Below are 16,554 nucleotides of genomic sequence, written 5' to 3' on the forward strand. Positions count from 1 at the left end.
TACTGTGCATATGCGTCAATATGCATATGGCGATCGGCGCACCGCCTTGTCGCCCGCGACCGATGTTCAGGCTTCCAACCCCGCCGCAGGAGACGTCCGAATGAGCAAGCCGGGCCTCGACAAGTGGTACGCCTATGTGAAATCCCACGACACGTCAGTGCTGTGGGATCTGCTGCATCCCGACGCGGTGTTCGAAAGTCCGGTCGTGCACACGCCGCAACGCGGCCGCGACATCACCTTCAAATATCTCACCAGCGCCGCCAAGGTGCTCGGCGGCCCGACCTTCAGATATCTCGGCGAGTGGCGCAACGATACCGGCGCGGTGCTCGAATTCGAGAACGAGATCGACGGCATCAAGCTCAACGGCGTCGACATCATCACATTCGACGGTGACGGCCGGATCACGCATTTCAAGGTGATGACGCGTCCGCTCAAGGCGATCAACCTGCTGCATCGGATGATGGGCGAAGAGTTGATGAAGCAGAGCGGCGCAACGTCGCAATCGTAAAGCATGATCCGGAAAAGTGCGCAGCGGTTTTCCGAAAAGATCATGCTCAAACAAGGAGCTAACGCGCGATGACGGTTCAACCCAATCGCATCGCGCTTTAGTCGCGTTAGCACCTGCCGCGGACCTGCCGAACCGGATAAGGTCCGCTGCAACAAACCGAAGAACAAGCTGCAGAGCGTCGGCCGCAGATGCGGCCACGAGCCAGCCGGGAGATCAGCATGCCAACCTACAAAGCCCCCGTCGAAGACGTCAGCTTCCTGTTGAACGACGTTTTCCAGATCGATCGCTACGGCAATCTTCCCGGCTTTACCGATGCGTCGGCCGATGTGCGCGAGGCGATCCTCGGCGAAGCCGCCAAGCTCAGCGAAGAGGTGCTGCAGCCGCTCAATCGCGCCGGCGATCTCGAGGGCTGCAAGCGCAATGACGACGGCAGCGTCACGACGCCGAAGGGCTTCAAGGACGCTTTCAAACAGGTTGCCGAAGGCGGCTGGCTCGGCCTGTCGGCGCCGGCGGAGTTCGGCGGCCAGGGCCTGCCGGTGACGCTGTCGCAGGCGGTCAACGAATTCCAGATCTCCGCCAACATGGCGTTCGCGATGTATGGCGGGCTCACCATGGGCGCGACCGCGGCGCTCTTGGTGCACGGCTCCCCCGAACAGAAGAAGACCTATGTGCCGAAGATGGTCGCCGGCGAGTGGACCGGCACCATGAACCTGACCGAGCCGCATTGCGGCACCGATCTCGGCCTGCTCCGCACCAAGGCGGTGCGCCAGGCCGACGGCAGCTTCAAGATCACGGGCACCAAGATCTTCATCTCCGCCGGCGAGCACGACCTCACTGAGAACATCATCCATCTGGTGCTGGCGCGGATCGAAGGCGCCCCGGCCGGCATCAAGGGCGTCTCGCTGTTTGTCGTGCCGAAGGTGCTGGTCAACGCCGACGGCTCGCTGGGTGCGCGCAACGGCGTCAGCTGCGGCTCGATCGAGCACAAGATGGGCATCCACGGCAACTCGACCTGTGTGATGAACTACGACAACGCCACCGGCTGGCTGATCGGCGAAGAGAACAAGGGCATGCAGGGCATGTTCGTGATGATGAACGAGGCCCGCCTCGGCGTCGCCGTGCAGGGCCTGGCGCAGTCCGAGGTCGCCTACCAGAACGCGGTCGCCTATGCGCGTGAGCGCCTGCAGGGCCGCTCGCTGACCGGAGCGAAGGAGCCCGAGAAGCCAGCCGATCCGATCATCGTGCATCCCGACGTGCGCCGTACGCTGCTCACCATCCGCGCCTTCAACGAGGCGGCGCGCGCCATGGTGGTGTGGACCGCGCTGAAAAGCGACGTCGCGCACCGCTCCAACGATCCCGGGGATCGTCAGGCGGCGGACGATCACATGGGCCTGATGACGCCGGTGCTGAAGGGCGTGCTGACCGATACCGGGTTCGCCAACACGGTGTCGGCGCAGCAGATGTTCGGCGGCCACGGCTATATCGCCGAGCACGGCATGGAGCAGTTCGTGCGCGATGCCCGCATCGCAATGATCTATGAAGGCGCCAACGGCATCCAGGCGCTCGACCTGGTCGGCCGCAAGCTGCCGCGCGACGGCGGCCGCGCGACGATGGCGTTCTTCGGCGAGGTCACGGCCTTCGCCAAGGAGCATGGCGCCGACGAGGCGATGAAGCCGTTCATCGCCCCGCTTTCCACCGCGCTCGGCCATTTGCAACAGGCCACCGGCTGGCTGATGCAGAACGCGCTGACCAAGCCCGACAATGCCGGCGCTGCCGCGACCGATTACATGAAATTGTTCGGTCTCGTCGCGCTCGGCTACATGTGGGCGAAGATGGCCAAGGTGGCGCTGGACAAGGCCGCCGCCGGCGCCACGCCCTACCTCACCACCAAGCTCGTGACCGGCCGCTTCTTCATGGAGAGGCTGCTGCCGGAAACCGCCGTGCATCTGGCCCGGATCCAGAGCGGCAGCGCCACCACGATGGAACTGGCCGCGGAAGCGTTCTGAAGCGTTTTCTGGCGAAGTGGACACCGGTTCGCATGAAGAAAACGCGCCAAACAAGAAAGCCTTGAAAATTGCCGCCGCATTGCTGCGGCGGCGCTTCCTTCCGTATATATTATGATCCTCATATCAAGGAGGGCGTCATGCCTGAGGCATACATCTACGATCACGTTCGTACCCCGCGCGGCCGCGGCAAGGCCGATGGCGCGCTGCACGAGGTCACCGCACTGGCGCTCGCCACCGTGCCGCTGCAGTCGCTCAAGGAGCGCAACAATCTGCCCGAGGATTCCGTCGACGACGTCGTGCTCGGCGTGGTCGATCCGGTCGGCGAGGCCGGCTCCGACATCGCCCGCTTCGCGGCGCTGAACGCCGGCCTCGGCCAGAAGGTGCCGGGCGTGCAGATCAGCCGCTTCTGCGCCTCCGGCCTCGACGCGGTGAACTTCGCCGCGGCCCAGATCATGAGCGGCCAGCATGAGCTCGTGATCGGCGGCGGCGCGGAATCGATGAGCCGCGTCGGCATCGGCGCCTCCGGCGGCGCCTGGCCGATGGATCCCTCGATGGCGGTGCCGGCCTATTTCATGCCGCAGGGCATCTCGGCCGACCTGATCGCGACCAAATATGGTTTTTCGCGCGATGATGTCGACGCCTATGCGGTGCAGAGCCAGCAGCGCGCGGCGAAGTCCTGGGATGAAGGCCGCTTCAACAAATCGGTGGTGCCGGTCAAGGACGTCAACGGCCTGACCATCCTCGCCAAGGACGAGCACATGCGCCCGACCATGACGATGCAGTCGCTGGCGCAGCTGCAGCCGTCATTCGCGGCGATGGCGGCGATGGCCGGTTTCGATGCGGTGGCGATCCAGTCGCATCCCGAGGTCGAGAAGGTCAATTACGTGCATCACGCCGGCAACTCCTCCGGCATCGTCGATGGCGCCGGCGCGGTGCTGCTCGGCAGCAAAGAGGCGGGCGCCAAGCACGGCCTGAAGCCGCGGGCGAAGATCCGCGCCTTCGCCAATATCGGCTCGGAGCCGGCGATGATGCTGACTGGCCCGGTCGACGTCACCGAAAAGCTGTTCGCGCGCTCCGGCATGAAGAAGTCGGACATCGACCTGTTCGAGCTCAACGAAGCCTTCGCCTCGGTGGTGCTGCGCTACATCCAGGCGTTCGACATCGAGAATTCGAAGATCAACGTCAATGGCGGCGCGATTGCGCTCGGCCATCCGCTCGGGGCGACCGGCGCGATGATCCTCGGCACCGTGCTCGACGAGCTCGAGCGCACCAACAAGGAAACCGCGCTGGTGACGCTGTGCATCGGCGGCGGCATGGGCACCGCCACCATCATCGAGCGCGTCTGAGGCGAGGGGAGCGAGCAACATGGCTTACAAGAATTTCAAGTTCGACGTCGATGGCGACGGCATTGCGCTGGTCACCTGGGATATCCCCGGGCGTTCGATGAACGTGTTCGACGAGGTCTCCACGCAGGAGATCGGCGAGATCATCAAGCGGACGACCAGCGATCCCGCGATCAAGGGCGTCGTCATCACCTCGGCCAAGGAGGCGTTCTGCGCCGGTGCCGACCTCTCGATGCTCGAGGGCATGAACCGCGCCTACGCGCAGCTCTTCAAGGAGAAGGGTGAGGAAGCCGCGAACCAGATGCTGTTCGAGCAGAGCCGCCAGATGTCGCTGTCGTTCCGCGCGATCGAGACCTCGGGCAAGCCTTGGGTCGCCGCGATCAACGGGCTTGCGCTCGGCGGCGGCTTCGAGATCACCCTGGCCTGTCACTACCGCGTCGCAGCCGAGAACCCGAAGACCCGGCTCGGCCTGCCCGAGATCAAGGTCGGCCTGTTCCCCGGCGCCGGCGGCACCCAGCGCGTGCCGCGTCTCGTGCAGCCGGCGGATGCGATGCAGTTGCTGCTCAAGGGTGAGGCCGTCGATCTGACGCGTGCCAAGGCGCTCAATCTGATCCACGCCGTGGTGCCCACGGCCGATCTGATCAAGGTCGCCAAGGACTGGATCAAGGGCGGCGGCAAGGCGGTCGCGCCGTGGGACGAGAAGGGCTTCAAGCTGCCCGGCGGCCTGGTGTTCTCGAAGGCCGGCATGCAGATGTTCCCGGCTGGCAACGCGATCTATCGCCGCGAGACCTACGACAATTATCCGGCCGCGCGCGCCATCATGAGCTGCGTCTATGAAGGCCTGCAGTTGCCGATCGACACCGCGCTGCGGGTCGAGTCGCGCTACTTCACCAAGGTGCTGCGCTCGAAGGAAGCGGCGGCGATGATCCGCTCGCTGTTCCTGTCGATGCAGGAGCTGAACAAGGGCGCGCGCCGTCCGGCCAATGTGCCACCGACCAAGGTGAAGAAGCTCGCCGTGATCGGCGCCGGCTTCATGGGCGCCAGCGTCGGCTATGTCTCGGCGCAGGCCGGCATCGACGTCGTGCTGGTCGATCGTGACCAGGAAAGCGCCGACAAGGGCAGGGGCCACGCCAAGACCGTGGTCGACGGCCTGATCGCCAAGGGCCGCATGAAGCAGGAGGCCGCCGACGCCATCCTGGCGCGGATCTCGGCGACGGCAGATTACAACGTGATCTCGGACTGCGACCTCGTCATCGAGGCGGTGTTCGAGGATCGCAAGGTCAAGGCCGACACCTATGCCAAGGCGCAGCCGCTGCTGAAGCCGGACGCGATCTTCGCCTCCAACACCTCGACCCTGCCGATCAATTCGCTGGCCGAGGAGTTCAAGGACCAGGGCAAGTTCATCGGCATCCACTTCTTCTCGCCGGTCGAGAAGATGATGCTGGTCGAGATCATCCTGGGCAAGAACACCGGCGACGTCGCGCTGGCGACCGCGCTCGACTATGTCCGCGCGATCGGCAAGACGCCGATCGTGGTGAACGATAGCCGCGGCTTCTTCGCCAACCGCTGCGTGATGCGCTACATCTCCGAGGGCAATGAGATGCTGCTCGAAGGCGTGCCGCCGGCGATGATCGAGAACACCGCCAAGATGGCCGGCATGCCGGTCGGGCCGCTGTCGCTGCAGGACGAGGTCGCGCTCGATCTCGGGCTGAAGATCACCAAGGCGACCGAGGCCGATCTCGGCCCCAACGCGATCGACCAGGCGCAGAAGAAGCTAATGGTCGAGATGGTCGAGAAGCAGGGCCGCTTCGGCCGCAAGAACGGCAAGGGCTTCTACGACTATCCCGAGAAGGGCAAGGGTCAGAAGAGCCTGTGGCCGGGGCTCGCCAATCTGCAGCCCAGGCAGCTCGATCCCGACACGCTCAGCGTCGAGGAGTTGAAGCAGCGATTCCTGGTGGTGCAGGCGGTGGAAGCCGCGCGCACCGTCGAGGATCACGTCATCACCGACGTGCGCGAGGCGGATGTCGGCTCGATCCTCGGCTTCGGCTTTGCGCCGTTCACCGGCGGAGCGCTGTCCTATATCGACTTCATGGGCACCAAGAACTTCGTCGCGCTGTGCCACGCCTTCGAGAAGAAGTACGGTTCGCGCTTCACGCCGCCGAAGCTGCTCGAGGAGATGGCGGCCAAGGGCGAGACCTTCTACGGCCGCTTCCCGCCGAAGAAGCAGGCGGCGTAAGCGCCTCTTCACTCCCTCTCCCCGTTCTCACGTCGTTCTCACGGGGAGAGGGTTGAGGTGACGGGCCGTCTCCGCATATCGGGTCAGAGCTGCGTTCGCCGAGGCTCCCCCTCACCCGGAACGCATCTGACGATGCGTTCCGACCTCTCCCCGCACGCGGGGCGAGGTGATGCCGCGTTCCGCTGCTCGACCTAAAGCAAAGTCATCGAACTCCAGCGTGCGACACGATCAAGCGGGTCATCGATCCGACTTGATCCTGTTGCGCTACGGTCACGGCGGTCAAAGTCCCGCCACGCTTGCTCTCCACTGGCACCACGCTGCTGGCATCACTCTTGCTGGTCGATCGAAGACGATCAGCAAGACGACGATCGGGCTGGGGTGTCCTGCAATGCGTTCTGTGCTCAAGGACAGTGCCGCTGAGGCCGCGGGCAAGCGTTTCTTCTCGCTCTCGCCGCCGTCACGGCTTATTCCGCTGCGGTTGCGGCGCAAGGGCCCGTCGTGGATCGGCCTGATCCTATTCGTTCTGGCCGTGGACCTTGTGCTCGCCGCGGCGGCCTGGAATGCCGTCGATTTCTTGCGCAATTGAGCCGTCATTCTCGGGCAACAGCAAAGCGCCGGCGAGATAGGCGATCTGGTTGAAGGCGAGGCAGGCGACGACGATCGGGCCTCCGCTGGCAAAGGCGTAGCCGTCGGATTGGAGCACGATGGCCGCGAGCACCGCGATCAGCGGCGATACCAGCATCAATGTCCAAACCCGAAAGCAAAAACTGGTGGCCAACCCAACGAGCGTGCTGGCCGATAAAAGCATCAAGGCGATCGTCACAGTTTCAGACCAGTTGGAGCGGAGGGCGCGCCGCAGGTCATAGTCGGTCAGTTGGATCGCACGAACAAGGACAGCTACGCCCTCAGCCGGAAGTGCACCGACTTAGTCTTAACCGGTAGAATGCGGATTAAATTCGATTTGTTCCAGCGCGTGCTGAAATGTTTGCACTGCTCATTTCTCCCTGAAGGCGCGGTGCACCTGGTCCGCCAGCGGCTTCATCAGATAGGACAGCACCGTCCGCTCGGTGGTCGGGATGAACACCTCGACCGGCATGCCCGGCAGCAAATGCGTGGTCGCGAGCTTGTTCAGCTCGGGTCGCGGAATCGCAATGCGCACAAGGAAGTAGGTCGGAGCCGTCTTGTCGTCTCGCGAGACGTCGGCGCCGATCCGGCTGACCTCGCCCTCGATCTCCGGCGTGGTGCGCTGATTGAAATTGGTGAACCGCAGCACGGTCGGTGCGCCCAGCTTGACCTGATCGATATCCTGCGGCGCAACATGAGTTTCCACGATCAGATTGTCCTGGTCGGGCACGATGGTCATGATGGTCTCACCCGCGGCAATGACGCCGCCCTGGGTGTGGATGGTCAGGTCGTGCACCACGCCGGCCTGCGGCGCGCGGATCTCGAGCTTTTCGGTCTGGTCTTTCGCCGTGACCTGCTTCTCGATCATGTCGGCATATTTGGCGCGGATATCGGCGAGCTCCTTGGCGACGCCAGAGCGGAAGTCCTGATCGACCTGCAGGATCTTCAACTCGGTTTCCGAGATCTTGCCCTTGGCCTGCGCGATCGATGCGGTGAGCTGACCGCGTTCGCCAAGCAGCCGCGCCGAGTCGCGTTGAAGCGCAGAAAGGCGGGACAGCGAGACCAGGCGCTGCTCCCAGAGCTGCTGCACGCCGGTCAATTCGTGGGCGATCAGGTCGGCTTCCTGCTTCTTGGCGGTCAGTTGATCCTGCATGCCGCTGATCTGCTCCCTGAGCTGCGCGATCTGCTCCTGCAATTGCCGCTTCTGTCCGTCATTGGCGTCCCGGCGCAGCTGGAAGAAGCGGCGCTCGCCCGAGATGACCGATTGTGCGGCCGGATCGCGGCTCGACGCCACGCTGTCAGGGAAGGCGATCTCGGCATCGCCGTCGCGCTCGGCCTGTAGCCGGGCCCGCCGGGCCTCGAGCTCCCACAGGCTCTTGGTGACCGCGGTCAGATTGGCCTGCGCGACGGTTTCGTCCATCAAGATCAAGAGATCGTCCCGCGCGACATGGGCGCCGTCTTCGACCAGGAGCTTCTTGGCGACGCCCCCGGAGGGATGCTGCACCTTCTTGACACTGGATTCGACGACAAGCGATCCCTGCGCGATGATCGCGCCCGACATCTTGGTGGCGGCGCCCATGATGCCGATGCTGGCAACGAGGAAGATCGCGGCAATCGCAACCGCCAGAATATGGTGATGAACCGATTGCCGGGCGCTAGGCATCTTGCCGGGGCTCCACCTGCTTCTTGCGCCGGCGGCGCACCGGCGTTGCAGCCGGGGCAGAAGGCGGTGACGGCTGTTGCGCCTTCGCCGTCAGCAGCGGCAGCACCGCTGCCGTGGTGCCGAACGCGTGCATGCGCCCTTCGTTCAGCACCAGCATGTGGTCGACCGCTTGCAGCACCGCCGGCCGATGCGCGATCACGACCACGATCCCGCCGCGGGCGCGGACCCGGGCGATGGCGCGGATCAGCGCGCGCTCGCCCTCGGTGTCGAGGTTCGAGTTCGGTTCGTCGAGCACGATCAGGAACGGATCGCCGTACAGCGCCCGCGCCAGTGCGATGCGCTGCCGCTGGCCGCCCGACAGCATCAGGCCGCCATCGCCTACTTCGGTCTCGTAGCCGTCAGGCAGCCGAAGGATCAGCTCATGCACATCGGCCTCGCGTGCGGCGGCGATCAACCGGCCCGAGTCGGGCACCGCCGCGAAGCGCGAAATGTTCTGCGCCACCGTGCCGCGAAGCAGTGCGACGTCTTGCGGCAGATAGCCGATCGATGGGCCCAGCGCGAGCGGGTCCCATTGCGCGAGCGTGGCGCCGTCGATCCGGATCACGCCGCGCGCCGGAGCGCTGACGCCGACCAGGGCGCGCGCCAGGGTGGATTTGCCGGAGCCGCTCGGTCCGACCACCGCGACCGCACTGCCGGCGCGCAACCCGAAGCTCACCTCGTGCAGCACCACCGTGCTGGTTCCCGGCGCCGTCAGGCTGAGCGAGGTGACGCGGATGTCATGCTTCGGCGCAGGCAATGGGGTCGGCGGCAGTGGTGCGGGCACCGCGGCCAGGGCGTCGGCAAGCCGGGCAAGGCTGGCGCGCACCGAAATGAAGCTGCGCCAATTGGCGATCGCGAGCTCGATCGGCGCCAGCGCACGGATCGACAGGATCGTGGCGGCCAGCATGACGCCGGCGGTCGCCTGCTGGTTGATCACGAGCCAGGCGCCGAGCGCCAGCACGCCGGATTGCAGGATCGTGCGCAGCAGGCGCGAGGTGCTGCCGAACGTGCCGGTCAGGTCGGAGGTTACGCGCTGCGCCTCGAGATAGGCCTTGGTGCGGTCCGACCACAATTCGGCCATCCGCCGCCGCATGCCGAGCGCATGCACGACCGCAGCATGGTGGTATGCGGTCTCGGCCATTTGCCACCGCGAAGATGCGAGCGCGACCAGCGACCGCGCCGGCGTGCGCGTGAACAGCTCGGCGCCGACCGTGATCAGCGCCAGTGCAATGGCGCCACCGGCCACCGCCAGTCCCATCAGCGGATGAAACAGCGTGCAGACGATGATGTAGAGCGGAGCCCATGGCAGGTCGCAGATCGCGATCAGTCCGCTGCCGGCGATGAAACCCCTGATCGTGTCGAGATCGCGCATGGTTTGCAGGCCGTCGCTGTTTGGACGGCTGAGGGCGGTGTACTGGACGCTGTCGAAGACGGCGGCGCGCATGCTCTCATCGAAGATCTCGGCAATGCGCGCCAGCAGCCTGCTGCGGAGCATGTCGACGCCGGCCTGGACCAGCAGCAGGGTCAGCGCGATCAGCAGCAGCCCAACCAGGGTTGCGATGCTGCGGCTCGGCAGCACGCGGTCGTAGGTCTGCAGCATGAAGATCGGCCCGACCAGCATCAGGAGATTGACCAGCCCGCTCGCCATCGCGGTCGCAATCAGCGCGCCGCGCAGCGCCAGCACGGCATTGCGGATCTCCGCCGGCAGCGATGAAAACCTTTTGCCCTGACCGATCATCTCGCCCTCGCGGATGTTCGAGCCGTGATGCCCAAATCGATTGGTGAGGAAGCTCGCGGAAGCGCGGCGGGATCCGCGCTTCCGCGAGGCCTTGCGGCGTCAGAGTATATGCGTGCCGTGGCTATGGAGGATGCCGTGATCGCCGGCCAGCGGCGCCGGGATCAGGTCATGCACGTCCGAATCGATGTCGACCGGAACGGACACGGGCGCGTTTGCGGTGTTCCCGGATGCGATATTGCCGCCGAGCAGATGGCCGAGATTCAGGCCGCCAAGCACATTGCCGGTCAGTCCATCGGCACCGGTGCCGCCCAGGCTCGGGACGTTGATACCGCTCGCGCCGGTCAACGCGCCGAGGTCGAGCAGCTGCGGACCGTGCTGGCCTACGTCGACGGCGTTGACCTCGATCGTGTGATGGTCGCCCGATGTCGGCGCGGCCAGGACGTTGATCGCGTTTCCGTTCGTCTGCTCCGGGCCCACGTCGACCTCGGCGAGGTGACCGGTGCTGGAGCCGGAAAGGTTGCCGAGCAATCCGCCCAGCAGCCCGCCATCACTAGCGTTGTTGCCGCCATTGATACTGAGCAGCGGCAGCGTCTCCACGTCGTGCAGCACATGGCCGAGCAGGCCCGTCACCGGGCTTAGCGGGCCAGTGCCGCCGAGCACGGAGCCGACGCCGTTGTCGCCGAGCACTGACCCGACTATGCCGGTGCCGCCGAGCAGCGATCCTGCGCCTGCATCTCCGAGCACAGAGCCGACGATGCCATCCACTGCATGGATGGCTTCTGTCACCGGCGCGAGTACGCCGGTGGTGCCGCCGAGCACGGATCCGACACCCGTCTCGCCAAGCAAGGAGCCGATCACGCCGTCCACCGTCTGAACGACGCCCGTCACCGGGGCGGTCGCGTCGGTGCCGCCGAGCAGCGACCCGAGGCCGGTATCGCCGAGCAGGGAGCCGACAAGCCCGGTATTTCCGAGCAGCGAGCCGACGAGGCCATTGTCTCCGGTCAGCGATCCGACGACACCGTCGACCGAGTGGACGATGTCATTGAGATCGCTGCCGACCTCGGTCAGCACCGTGCCGAGCCCGCCGCCATCAAGCAGCGTTCCAGGCACGTTGAGGAGATCGGTCAATAGGTTGGTGTGGCCGTCGGCTGCGGGCGTGGGAATGCCGATCTCGCCCAGGCCGATCGTTGCGGCGAGGCCGGTCACGTCGTGCACGAGATCGCCCACTCCGGTCGCCTGGCCGACTGGATCGAGCACACCAGTGTTGGTGTCGTTGACCGCGCCGTTCACAGCCGTGAGCACCGGCTGCAAGATGCCGTCATTGCCGGCAAGGTTGAGGCTGCCGTCACCGCCGACTATGCCGCCCAATCCCGGTAGTCCGGGGTTTCCGGTTTGGCCAGGCGGCGTCGTGGTGCCGCCACCGCCGGTATCCGAGCTGCCCCCACCACTCCCGGTATCCGAGCCGCCGTCGCCACCGGAAGCCTGCGATCCCGTCGAGGGTGTACCGGTGCCCGAGCCACCTTGTTGAGGCGGTGTCGTGTCGCCTTGCGACGAAGTGGTGTCCGATCCCGTGGGCTGACCCGTTGCACCGGAGTCGGACGTTGTGGCGGCGCTGTCGCCGACCATGCCGCCCATGGCGATGTATTGGTCACGATAGGCGTCGCGATCAGAGGTAGTCATACGCTTCTCCACGCCAGGTTGATCGAGTGGGCACTCAACTGGCTGATCGCGCTTAGGGTTTCGTGGCCTGCGCGGTCGTGGAGAACATCGCGTAACGTGGAACGCGGAAATCTGTCGAAAATTGTCAGGAAATAAGCGCCGGCCTCGCGATTAGGCGAGGCCGGACGTCGATCCGTTGCAAGCTTACGCTGCCTTCAGCAGGCCTTCCTTCTTCAGCGCTTCCTGCACCTTCGGGCGCGCCGCGATGCGAGCCTTGTAGGCCGTCACATTCGGCAGGCCGGAGAAGTCGAAGCCGAGCCGGTCCTGCGCCCACATGAGCATGGTGAAGAGGTAGCCGTCGGCGACCGTGAACTGGTTGCCCATCAAATATTCGCGTCCGCCGAGCTGGCTCTCGACATATTTGAACTTGCCCATGGCGCGATCCTTGAAGAACGCCTTGGCGTCGTCTGACAGCACGGGCGAGAACATCGGGCCGAGGTTCTTGTGCAGCTCGGTCGTGATGTAGTTCAGCCATTCGAGCAGCTTGTAGCGCTCGTTGGAATCCCGCGCCGGTGCCAGCTTCCGCTCGGCGACCCGGTCGGCGATCATCTGGATGATGATCGGTCCTTCGGTGACCATCTCGCCGGTATCCAGCGCCAGCGCCGGCACCTGGCCCTTGGGGTTCACTTGCAGGAAATCGTCGCCGTTTTCGAGCTTCTTGGCGCGCAGATCGACCTTGATCAGGTCATAGGGCAGGCCGGCCTCGAGCAGGGCGATGTGGGGGGAGAGGGAGCATGCGCCGGGGGAGTAATAAAGCTTCATGGGGGTATTCCTTCCCTTGTTCTTGGCGTCCGGAGAGGGATTGCCTACATGCACCTGCATGAAATAGTCAAGATTGATGCAGATGCATTCAGTGCGGTACAGTCGGTGCCGGGACCTTATGGGCTAGACGATGAAACGCAAGCTATCGAGCGAGGCGACGGCCGCCTGGATCCGGCTGATGCGGGTGCCGAGCCGGGTGCTCGACTGCGTCGAGCAGGATCTGAAGAAGGCCGGCTTTCCGCCGCTCGCCTGGTATGACGCCCTGCTCGAGCTGTCGCGCGCGCCGTCCGGCGAGCTGCGCCCGGTCGAGCTCGAGCGGCAGATGCTGATCCCGCAATATTCGACCTCGCGGCTGATCGACAAGCTGGTCGACGAGGGGCTTGCCGCCCGGCGCGAATGCAAGATCGACAAGCGCGGTCAGTTCGTCGAGATCACCGAGGCCGGCCGCGAGCTGCAGAAGAAGATGTGGAACGCCTATTCCGCCGCGATCGACAAGCATGTCGGCTCGAAACTGTCCGATGCCGATGCGGCGCGGCTGTGCGGTCTGCTCGACCGTCTCGGCTGCTCCTGCGGCGACGGCAAAGACGACGTCAAGAACGATACCAAGGCAGCGTCCGCACGAGACGGCGTGCCTGCCCGATGATAGTCCTGATCCCATCATCCGCGGCCGTTGTGGCCCGTGGATGCCCCTGCCACCACGCGTCTTCGATCGAAGCGCCCTTGAGTTGGATTTTCTATGGCGCGTGACCAGATCGACATGACGCCGCTGCAGTCGCGCGACGAACTCGTGGCGTGGATTGAAGCCGGCGTGAAGCCGGAGTCCGAATTCCGGATCGGCACCGAGCACGAGAAGACCCCGTTCACCCTCGAGGGCCACCAGCCCGTGCCCTATGAAGGCGCCAAGGGCATCGGCGCGTTGCTCGAGGGCATGAAGCTGCTGCTCGGCTGGGAGCCGATCATGGAGCGCGGCAACATCATCGGGCTCTACGACGTCACCGGCGGCGGGGCGATTTCGCTCGAGCCGGGCGGGCAGTTCGAATTGTCGGGCGCGCCGGTCGAGAGCGTGCATCAGACCCAGTCAGAATTGATGGCGCATCTGGCGCAGGTGCGCGAGATCGCAACCCCACTCGGGATCGGCTTCCTCGGTCTCGGCATGACGCCGTCCTGGTCGCGGGCGCAGATCCCCGTGATGCCCAAGGGGCGCTACAAGATCATGCGAAACTATATGCCGAAGGTCGGCAAATACGGCCTCGACATGATGTTCCGGACCTGCACGGTGCAGACCAATCTCGACTTCTCGTCCGAAGCCGACATGGTGAAGAAGCTGCGGGTGTCGCTGGCATTGCAGCCGATCGCGACCGCGCTGTTCGCCAACTCGCCGTTCACCGAAGGCAAGCCGAACGGCTTCCTGTCGTTCCGCTCCGAGATCTGGCGCGACACCGACAATGCGCGCTCGGGCATGATCCCGTTCGCCTTCGAGGACGGCATGGGCTACGAGCGCTATGTCGACTATGCGCTCGACGTGCCGATGTATTTCGTCAAGCGTGGCGACGAATATATCGACGTCGCGGGCTCCTCGTTCCGCGATTTCTTCGCCGGCAAGAATGCCGCTTTCCCCGGCGAGCGGCCGACTTTGTCGGACTGGGCCAATCATCTCTCGACGATCTTCCCCGAGGTGCGGCTGAAACGTTACCTCGAGATGCGTGGTGCCGACGGCGTGCCGTGGGGCCGGTTGCCGGCGCTGCCGGCGTTCTGGGTCGGGCTGCTCTACGACAATGACAGCCTCGATGCCGCCTGGGACATCGTCCGGCACTGGACCGCGCCGGAGCGGCAGGCGCTGCGCGACGACGTGCCGCGTTTCGGTTTCAAGGCGCGGATCAAGGACCGCTATCTGTTCGAGATCGCCAAGGAGTGCCTGATCCTGTCGCATGCCGGATTGCGGCGGCGCGGCCGGATCGACCATCTCGGACGCGACGAGAGCCGCTTCCTCGAACCGCTCGAGCGCATCATCGAGAGCGGCCGTTCGCCGGCCGAGGAGATGCTGGAGAAGTTCAACGGCGCCTGGAAAGGCTCGGTGGAACCGGCCTATCAGGAGTACGCCTTCTAATCCCCACCTGGGCTGGATCGAGGCCTGACATGCGGGCCGACGGCTTGGGTGTCGCACCCGCCGTTCATCAGCCGTACAGGTTCATGGCGTTCAAATGACGCCCCGCGGATGCGCGGGGCTGCACGAATTTGAAAGCAATCTCATGGGGATAGGCCGCCTCTTTAGGGCGTGTGTGGTGTTGTTCGCGGTTTTCGTGGCCGCAGTCGTCGCGTGCCCGGCATCGGCGCAGACCAATTTCGACCGTCCCGGCGGCGACTATCTGAACGCGCCGGTCTCGACCGGCGATCCGGCCGATTGCGCGCTGACCTGCGAGCGCGACCGCCGCTGCCGGGCCTGGAGTTTCAACTATCCGACCGACACCAACAATGGCGCGGTGTGCTGGCTGAAGAACACCGTGCCGCCGCGGGTGCAGGACGTCTGCTGCGTCTCCGGGGTGCGCGGCGCGGGCGTGGTCGAACCGCGCAACGGCGCCATCGAGACCTCGATCGACCGCCTCGGCGGCGACTACAAGAATTTCGAGTTGAAGAGCAGCGACGGCGACGAGGCCTGCCAGGCCGCCTGCATCGCCGACAACAAGTGCCGCGCATGGACCTACGCCCGGCCCGGCTATGCCGGCCGCGACGCGCATTGCTTCCTGAAGAAGGAGATCAAGCCGCCGCGGCGGAAGGCCGGGTTCACGTCAGGCGTGGTGCGGTGACGCGCAAAGATTCCGTAGCCCGGATGGAGTGAAGGGCATCCGGGATTGCTCTCGCCGCGGATGGACCTGCCCCGGATTTCGCTTCGCTCGATCCGGGCTACGGCAAGTTCACTCCGCCTCGAGCACCGTGATCTCCGGCCACAGCGCCTTCCACCGCGCGGCCTTCGCCGCGTAGTTCGCCGGCGAAAAATTCGCGGTGCGGTTCGGTCGTACGATCAGGCCGGCGACATCGCCAAAGCCTTTCGGCGCATAGACGTCGTAGCCTTCCGCGCTGCGGCGGATGCCGACCTGTACATTCGCGCTGAGGAAGCGATCGATGCCGTCGGTCGAACGCGACAGCGCGGGGTAGGGCACGCCGTGCTTGCCGGGATACCAGAGATGGACACGGGCCTGGTTGCGGACCTCGATCGCGGCGCCGAGGTGGCCGAGCCGCGCCGTGAGGTCGCGGATGATAGCGTCCTCGGCCTCCCACGACGTATCCGGGTCGAAATAGAACACGTCGTAGTCGTTGATGCCGTGACCGAGCGGCCGCTTCGTCAGCACATTCCACACGCTCTGCACCAGGCAGCCGGCGACCAGCCAGGCATCGGGCAAGGCGAGACGATGCAGCTCGTCGATGATCGCTGGATTGACGGGGTTGCGCAGCGCAGCAGCGAGGAATTGGTCTGAGGTCATCGAGATGCCGCAGGGTGGGTTAGCGTAACCCACCATCTCTTGCGCCGCGAACGCGGCGGGTTACGCCTACGGCTAACCCGCCTTACGATGCTAGCCATTTGCGTCGAAATCCCTGACCGCCTTCTTCGATGCCAGCGTGCGCCAGTGCCGGCGCAGCAGCGGCTCGATGGTGGCGCGCTTGGCCTTCGACAAGCGGATCAGCACGATCGGATAATCGCGGTAGTGATCGGTGAAATAGAAGATCTTGGGCTGGCTCTCGACCAGCATGTCGCGCTCGTCGGGCGGCACGCCGGGGATCACCAGGCTGTCGCCGTCCTCCTTGAGCCGCACCAGCATCTTCTTGCGCACCTTCAGTGCCGGCGTGCCGTAGGACGAGCCGTCCTCGACCTCCGGCCACGCCAGTGCGATGTGCCTGATGTCCTCGAAGGTCACGGCCG

Annotated in this window: 14 protein-coding genes; 7 read left to right on the forward strand and 7 right to left on the reverse strand. The window is 65.1% G+C overall.

What is annotated here, in order from left to right; translation table 11 throughout:
- Positions 1 to 100 precede the first annotated feature (100 nt).
- From ACVW17_RS11530 to ACVW17_RS11545, 4 genes are all read left to right on the forward strand, one after another.
- Positions 101 to 508, forward strand: a complete 408-nt coding sequence (locus tag ACVW17_RS11530) for a nuclear transport factor 2 family protein (RefSeq protein ID WP_456751999.1) — start codon at positions 101 to 103, stop codon at positions 506 to 508.
- A gap of 218 nt (positions 509 to 726) precedes the next feature.
- Positions 727 to 2,514: an acyl-CoA dehydrogenase C-terminal domain-containing protein gene (locus tag ACVW17_RS11535; RefSeq protein ID WP_456752000.1), complete on the forward strand. Its 1,788-nt coding sequence runs from the start codon at positions 727 to 729 to the stop codon at positions 2,512 to 2,514.
- A gap of 137 nt (positions 2,515 to 2,651) precedes the next feature.
- A complete protein-coding gene (locus ACVW17_RS11540) occupies positions 2,652 to 3,860 on the forward strand; it encodes an acetyl-CoA C-acetyltransferase (protein WP_456797134.1) in 1,209 nt (402 codons plus the stop codon).
- A gap of 19 nt (positions 3,861 to 3,879) precedes the next feature.
- Positions 3,880 to 6,093 carry a 3-hydroxyacyl-CoA dehydrogenase NAD-binding domain-containing protein gene (locus tag ACVW17_RS11545; protein WP_456752002.1) on the forward strand — a complete coding sequence of 738 codons (2,214 nt, stop codon included), beginning with the start codon at positions 3,880 to 3,882 and terminating at the stop codon, positions 6,091 to 6,093.
- Between the two features lie 514 nt (positions 6,094 to 6,607).
- On the opposite strand, the gene ACVW17_RS11550 is transcribed toward ACVW17_RS11545, so the two are convergent.
- The 5 genes from ACVW17_RS11550 to gstA form a co-directional block, all read right to left on the reverse strand.
- A complete protein-coding gene (locus ACVW17_RS11550; protein ID WP_456752003.1) occupies positions 6,608 to 6,916 on the reverse strand; it encodes a hypothetical protein in 309 nt (102 codons plus the stop codon).
- Positions 6,917 to 7,087: 171 nt separating this feature from the next.
- On the reverse strand, positions 7,088 to 8,380 hold the full coding sequence (locus ACVW17_RS11555; RefSeq protein WP_456752004.1) for an HlyD family type I secretion periplasmic adaptor subunit: 1,293 nt from the start codon (positions 8,378 to 8,380) through the stop codon (positions 7,088 to 7,090).
- The gene (locus ACVW17_RS11560) at positions 8,373 to 10,157 is read right to left on the reverse strand and encodes a type I secretion system permease/ATPase (RefSeq protein ID WP_456752005.1); all 1,785 of its coding nucleotides are present in this window, start codon (positions 10,155 to 10,157) and stop codon (positions 8,373 to 8,375) included. Before ACVW17_RS11560 ends, ACVW17_RS11555 begins: the two co-directional genes overlap by 8 nt.
- Positions 10,158 to 10,256: 99 nt before the next feature.
- Positions 10,257 to 11,837: a hypothetical protein gene (locus tag ACVW17_RS11565; protein WP_456797135.1), complete on the reverse strand. Its 1,581-nt coding sequence runs from the start codon at positions 11,835 to 11,837 to the stop codon at positions 10,257 to 10,259.
- A 183-nt stretch (positions 11,838 to 12,020) separates the two neighbouring features.
- On the reverse strand, positions 12,021 to 12,638 hold the full coding sequence (gene gstA, locus ACVW17_RS11570; RefSeq protein WP_456752007.1) for a glutathione transferase GstA: 618 nt from the start codon (positions 12,636 to 12,638) through the stop codon (positions 12,021 to 12,023).
- 130 nt (positions 12,639 to 12,768) lie between these two features.
- Between gstA and ACVW17_RS11575 the strand changes: the two genes are divergently transcribed.
- The 3 genes from ACVW17_RS11575 (at position 12,769) to ACVW17_RS11585 (ending at position 15,442) form a co-directional block, all read left to right on the forward strand.
- Positions 12,769 to 13,281 (forward strand): MarR family winged helix-turn-helix transcriptional regulator, encoded by a 513-nt coding sequence (locus tag ACVW17_RS11575; protein WP_456752008.1) that lies wholly within the window; start codon positions 12,769 to 12,771, stop codon positions 13,279 to 13,281.
- A 93-nt stretch (positions 13,282 to 13,374) separates the two neighbouring features.
- Complete coding sequence (locus ACVW17_RS11580; protein WP_456752009.1) at positions 13,375 to 14,745, forward strand: glutamate--cysteine ligase; 1,371 nt, start codon at positions 13,375 to 13,377, stop codon at positions 14,743 to 14,745.
- A gap of 142 nt (positions 14,746 to 14,887) precedes the next feature.
- Positions 14,888 to 15,442, forward strand: coding sequence for a PAN domain-containing protein (locus ACVW17_RS11585; RefSeq protein WP_456752010.1), 555 nt, complete (start codon positions 14,888 to 14,890; stop codon positions 15,440 to 15,442).
- Between the two features lie 108 nt (positions 15,443 to 15,550).
- Here the strand turns inward: ACVW17_RS11585 and ACVW17_RS11590 are convergent, their stop codons facing one another.
- Positions 15,551 to 16,117 (reverse strand): nucleotidyltransferase family protein, encoded by a 567-nt coding sequence (locus ACVW17_RS11590; protein ID WP_456752011.1) that lies wholly within the window; start codon positions 16,115 to 16,117, stop codon positions 15,551 to 15,553.
- 90 nt (positions 16,118 to 16,207) lie between these two features.
- On the reverse strand, positions 16,208 to 16,549 hold the full coding sequence (locus ACVW17_RS11595; RefSeq protein ID WP_456752012.1) for an MmcQ/YjbR family DNA-binding protein: 342 nt from the start codon (positions 16,547 to 16,549) through the stop codon (positions 16,208 to 16,210).
- Positions 16,550 to 16,554: the final 5 nt, after the last annotated feature.

The organism is Bradyrhizobium sp. USDA 4473 (assembly GCF_054063335.1).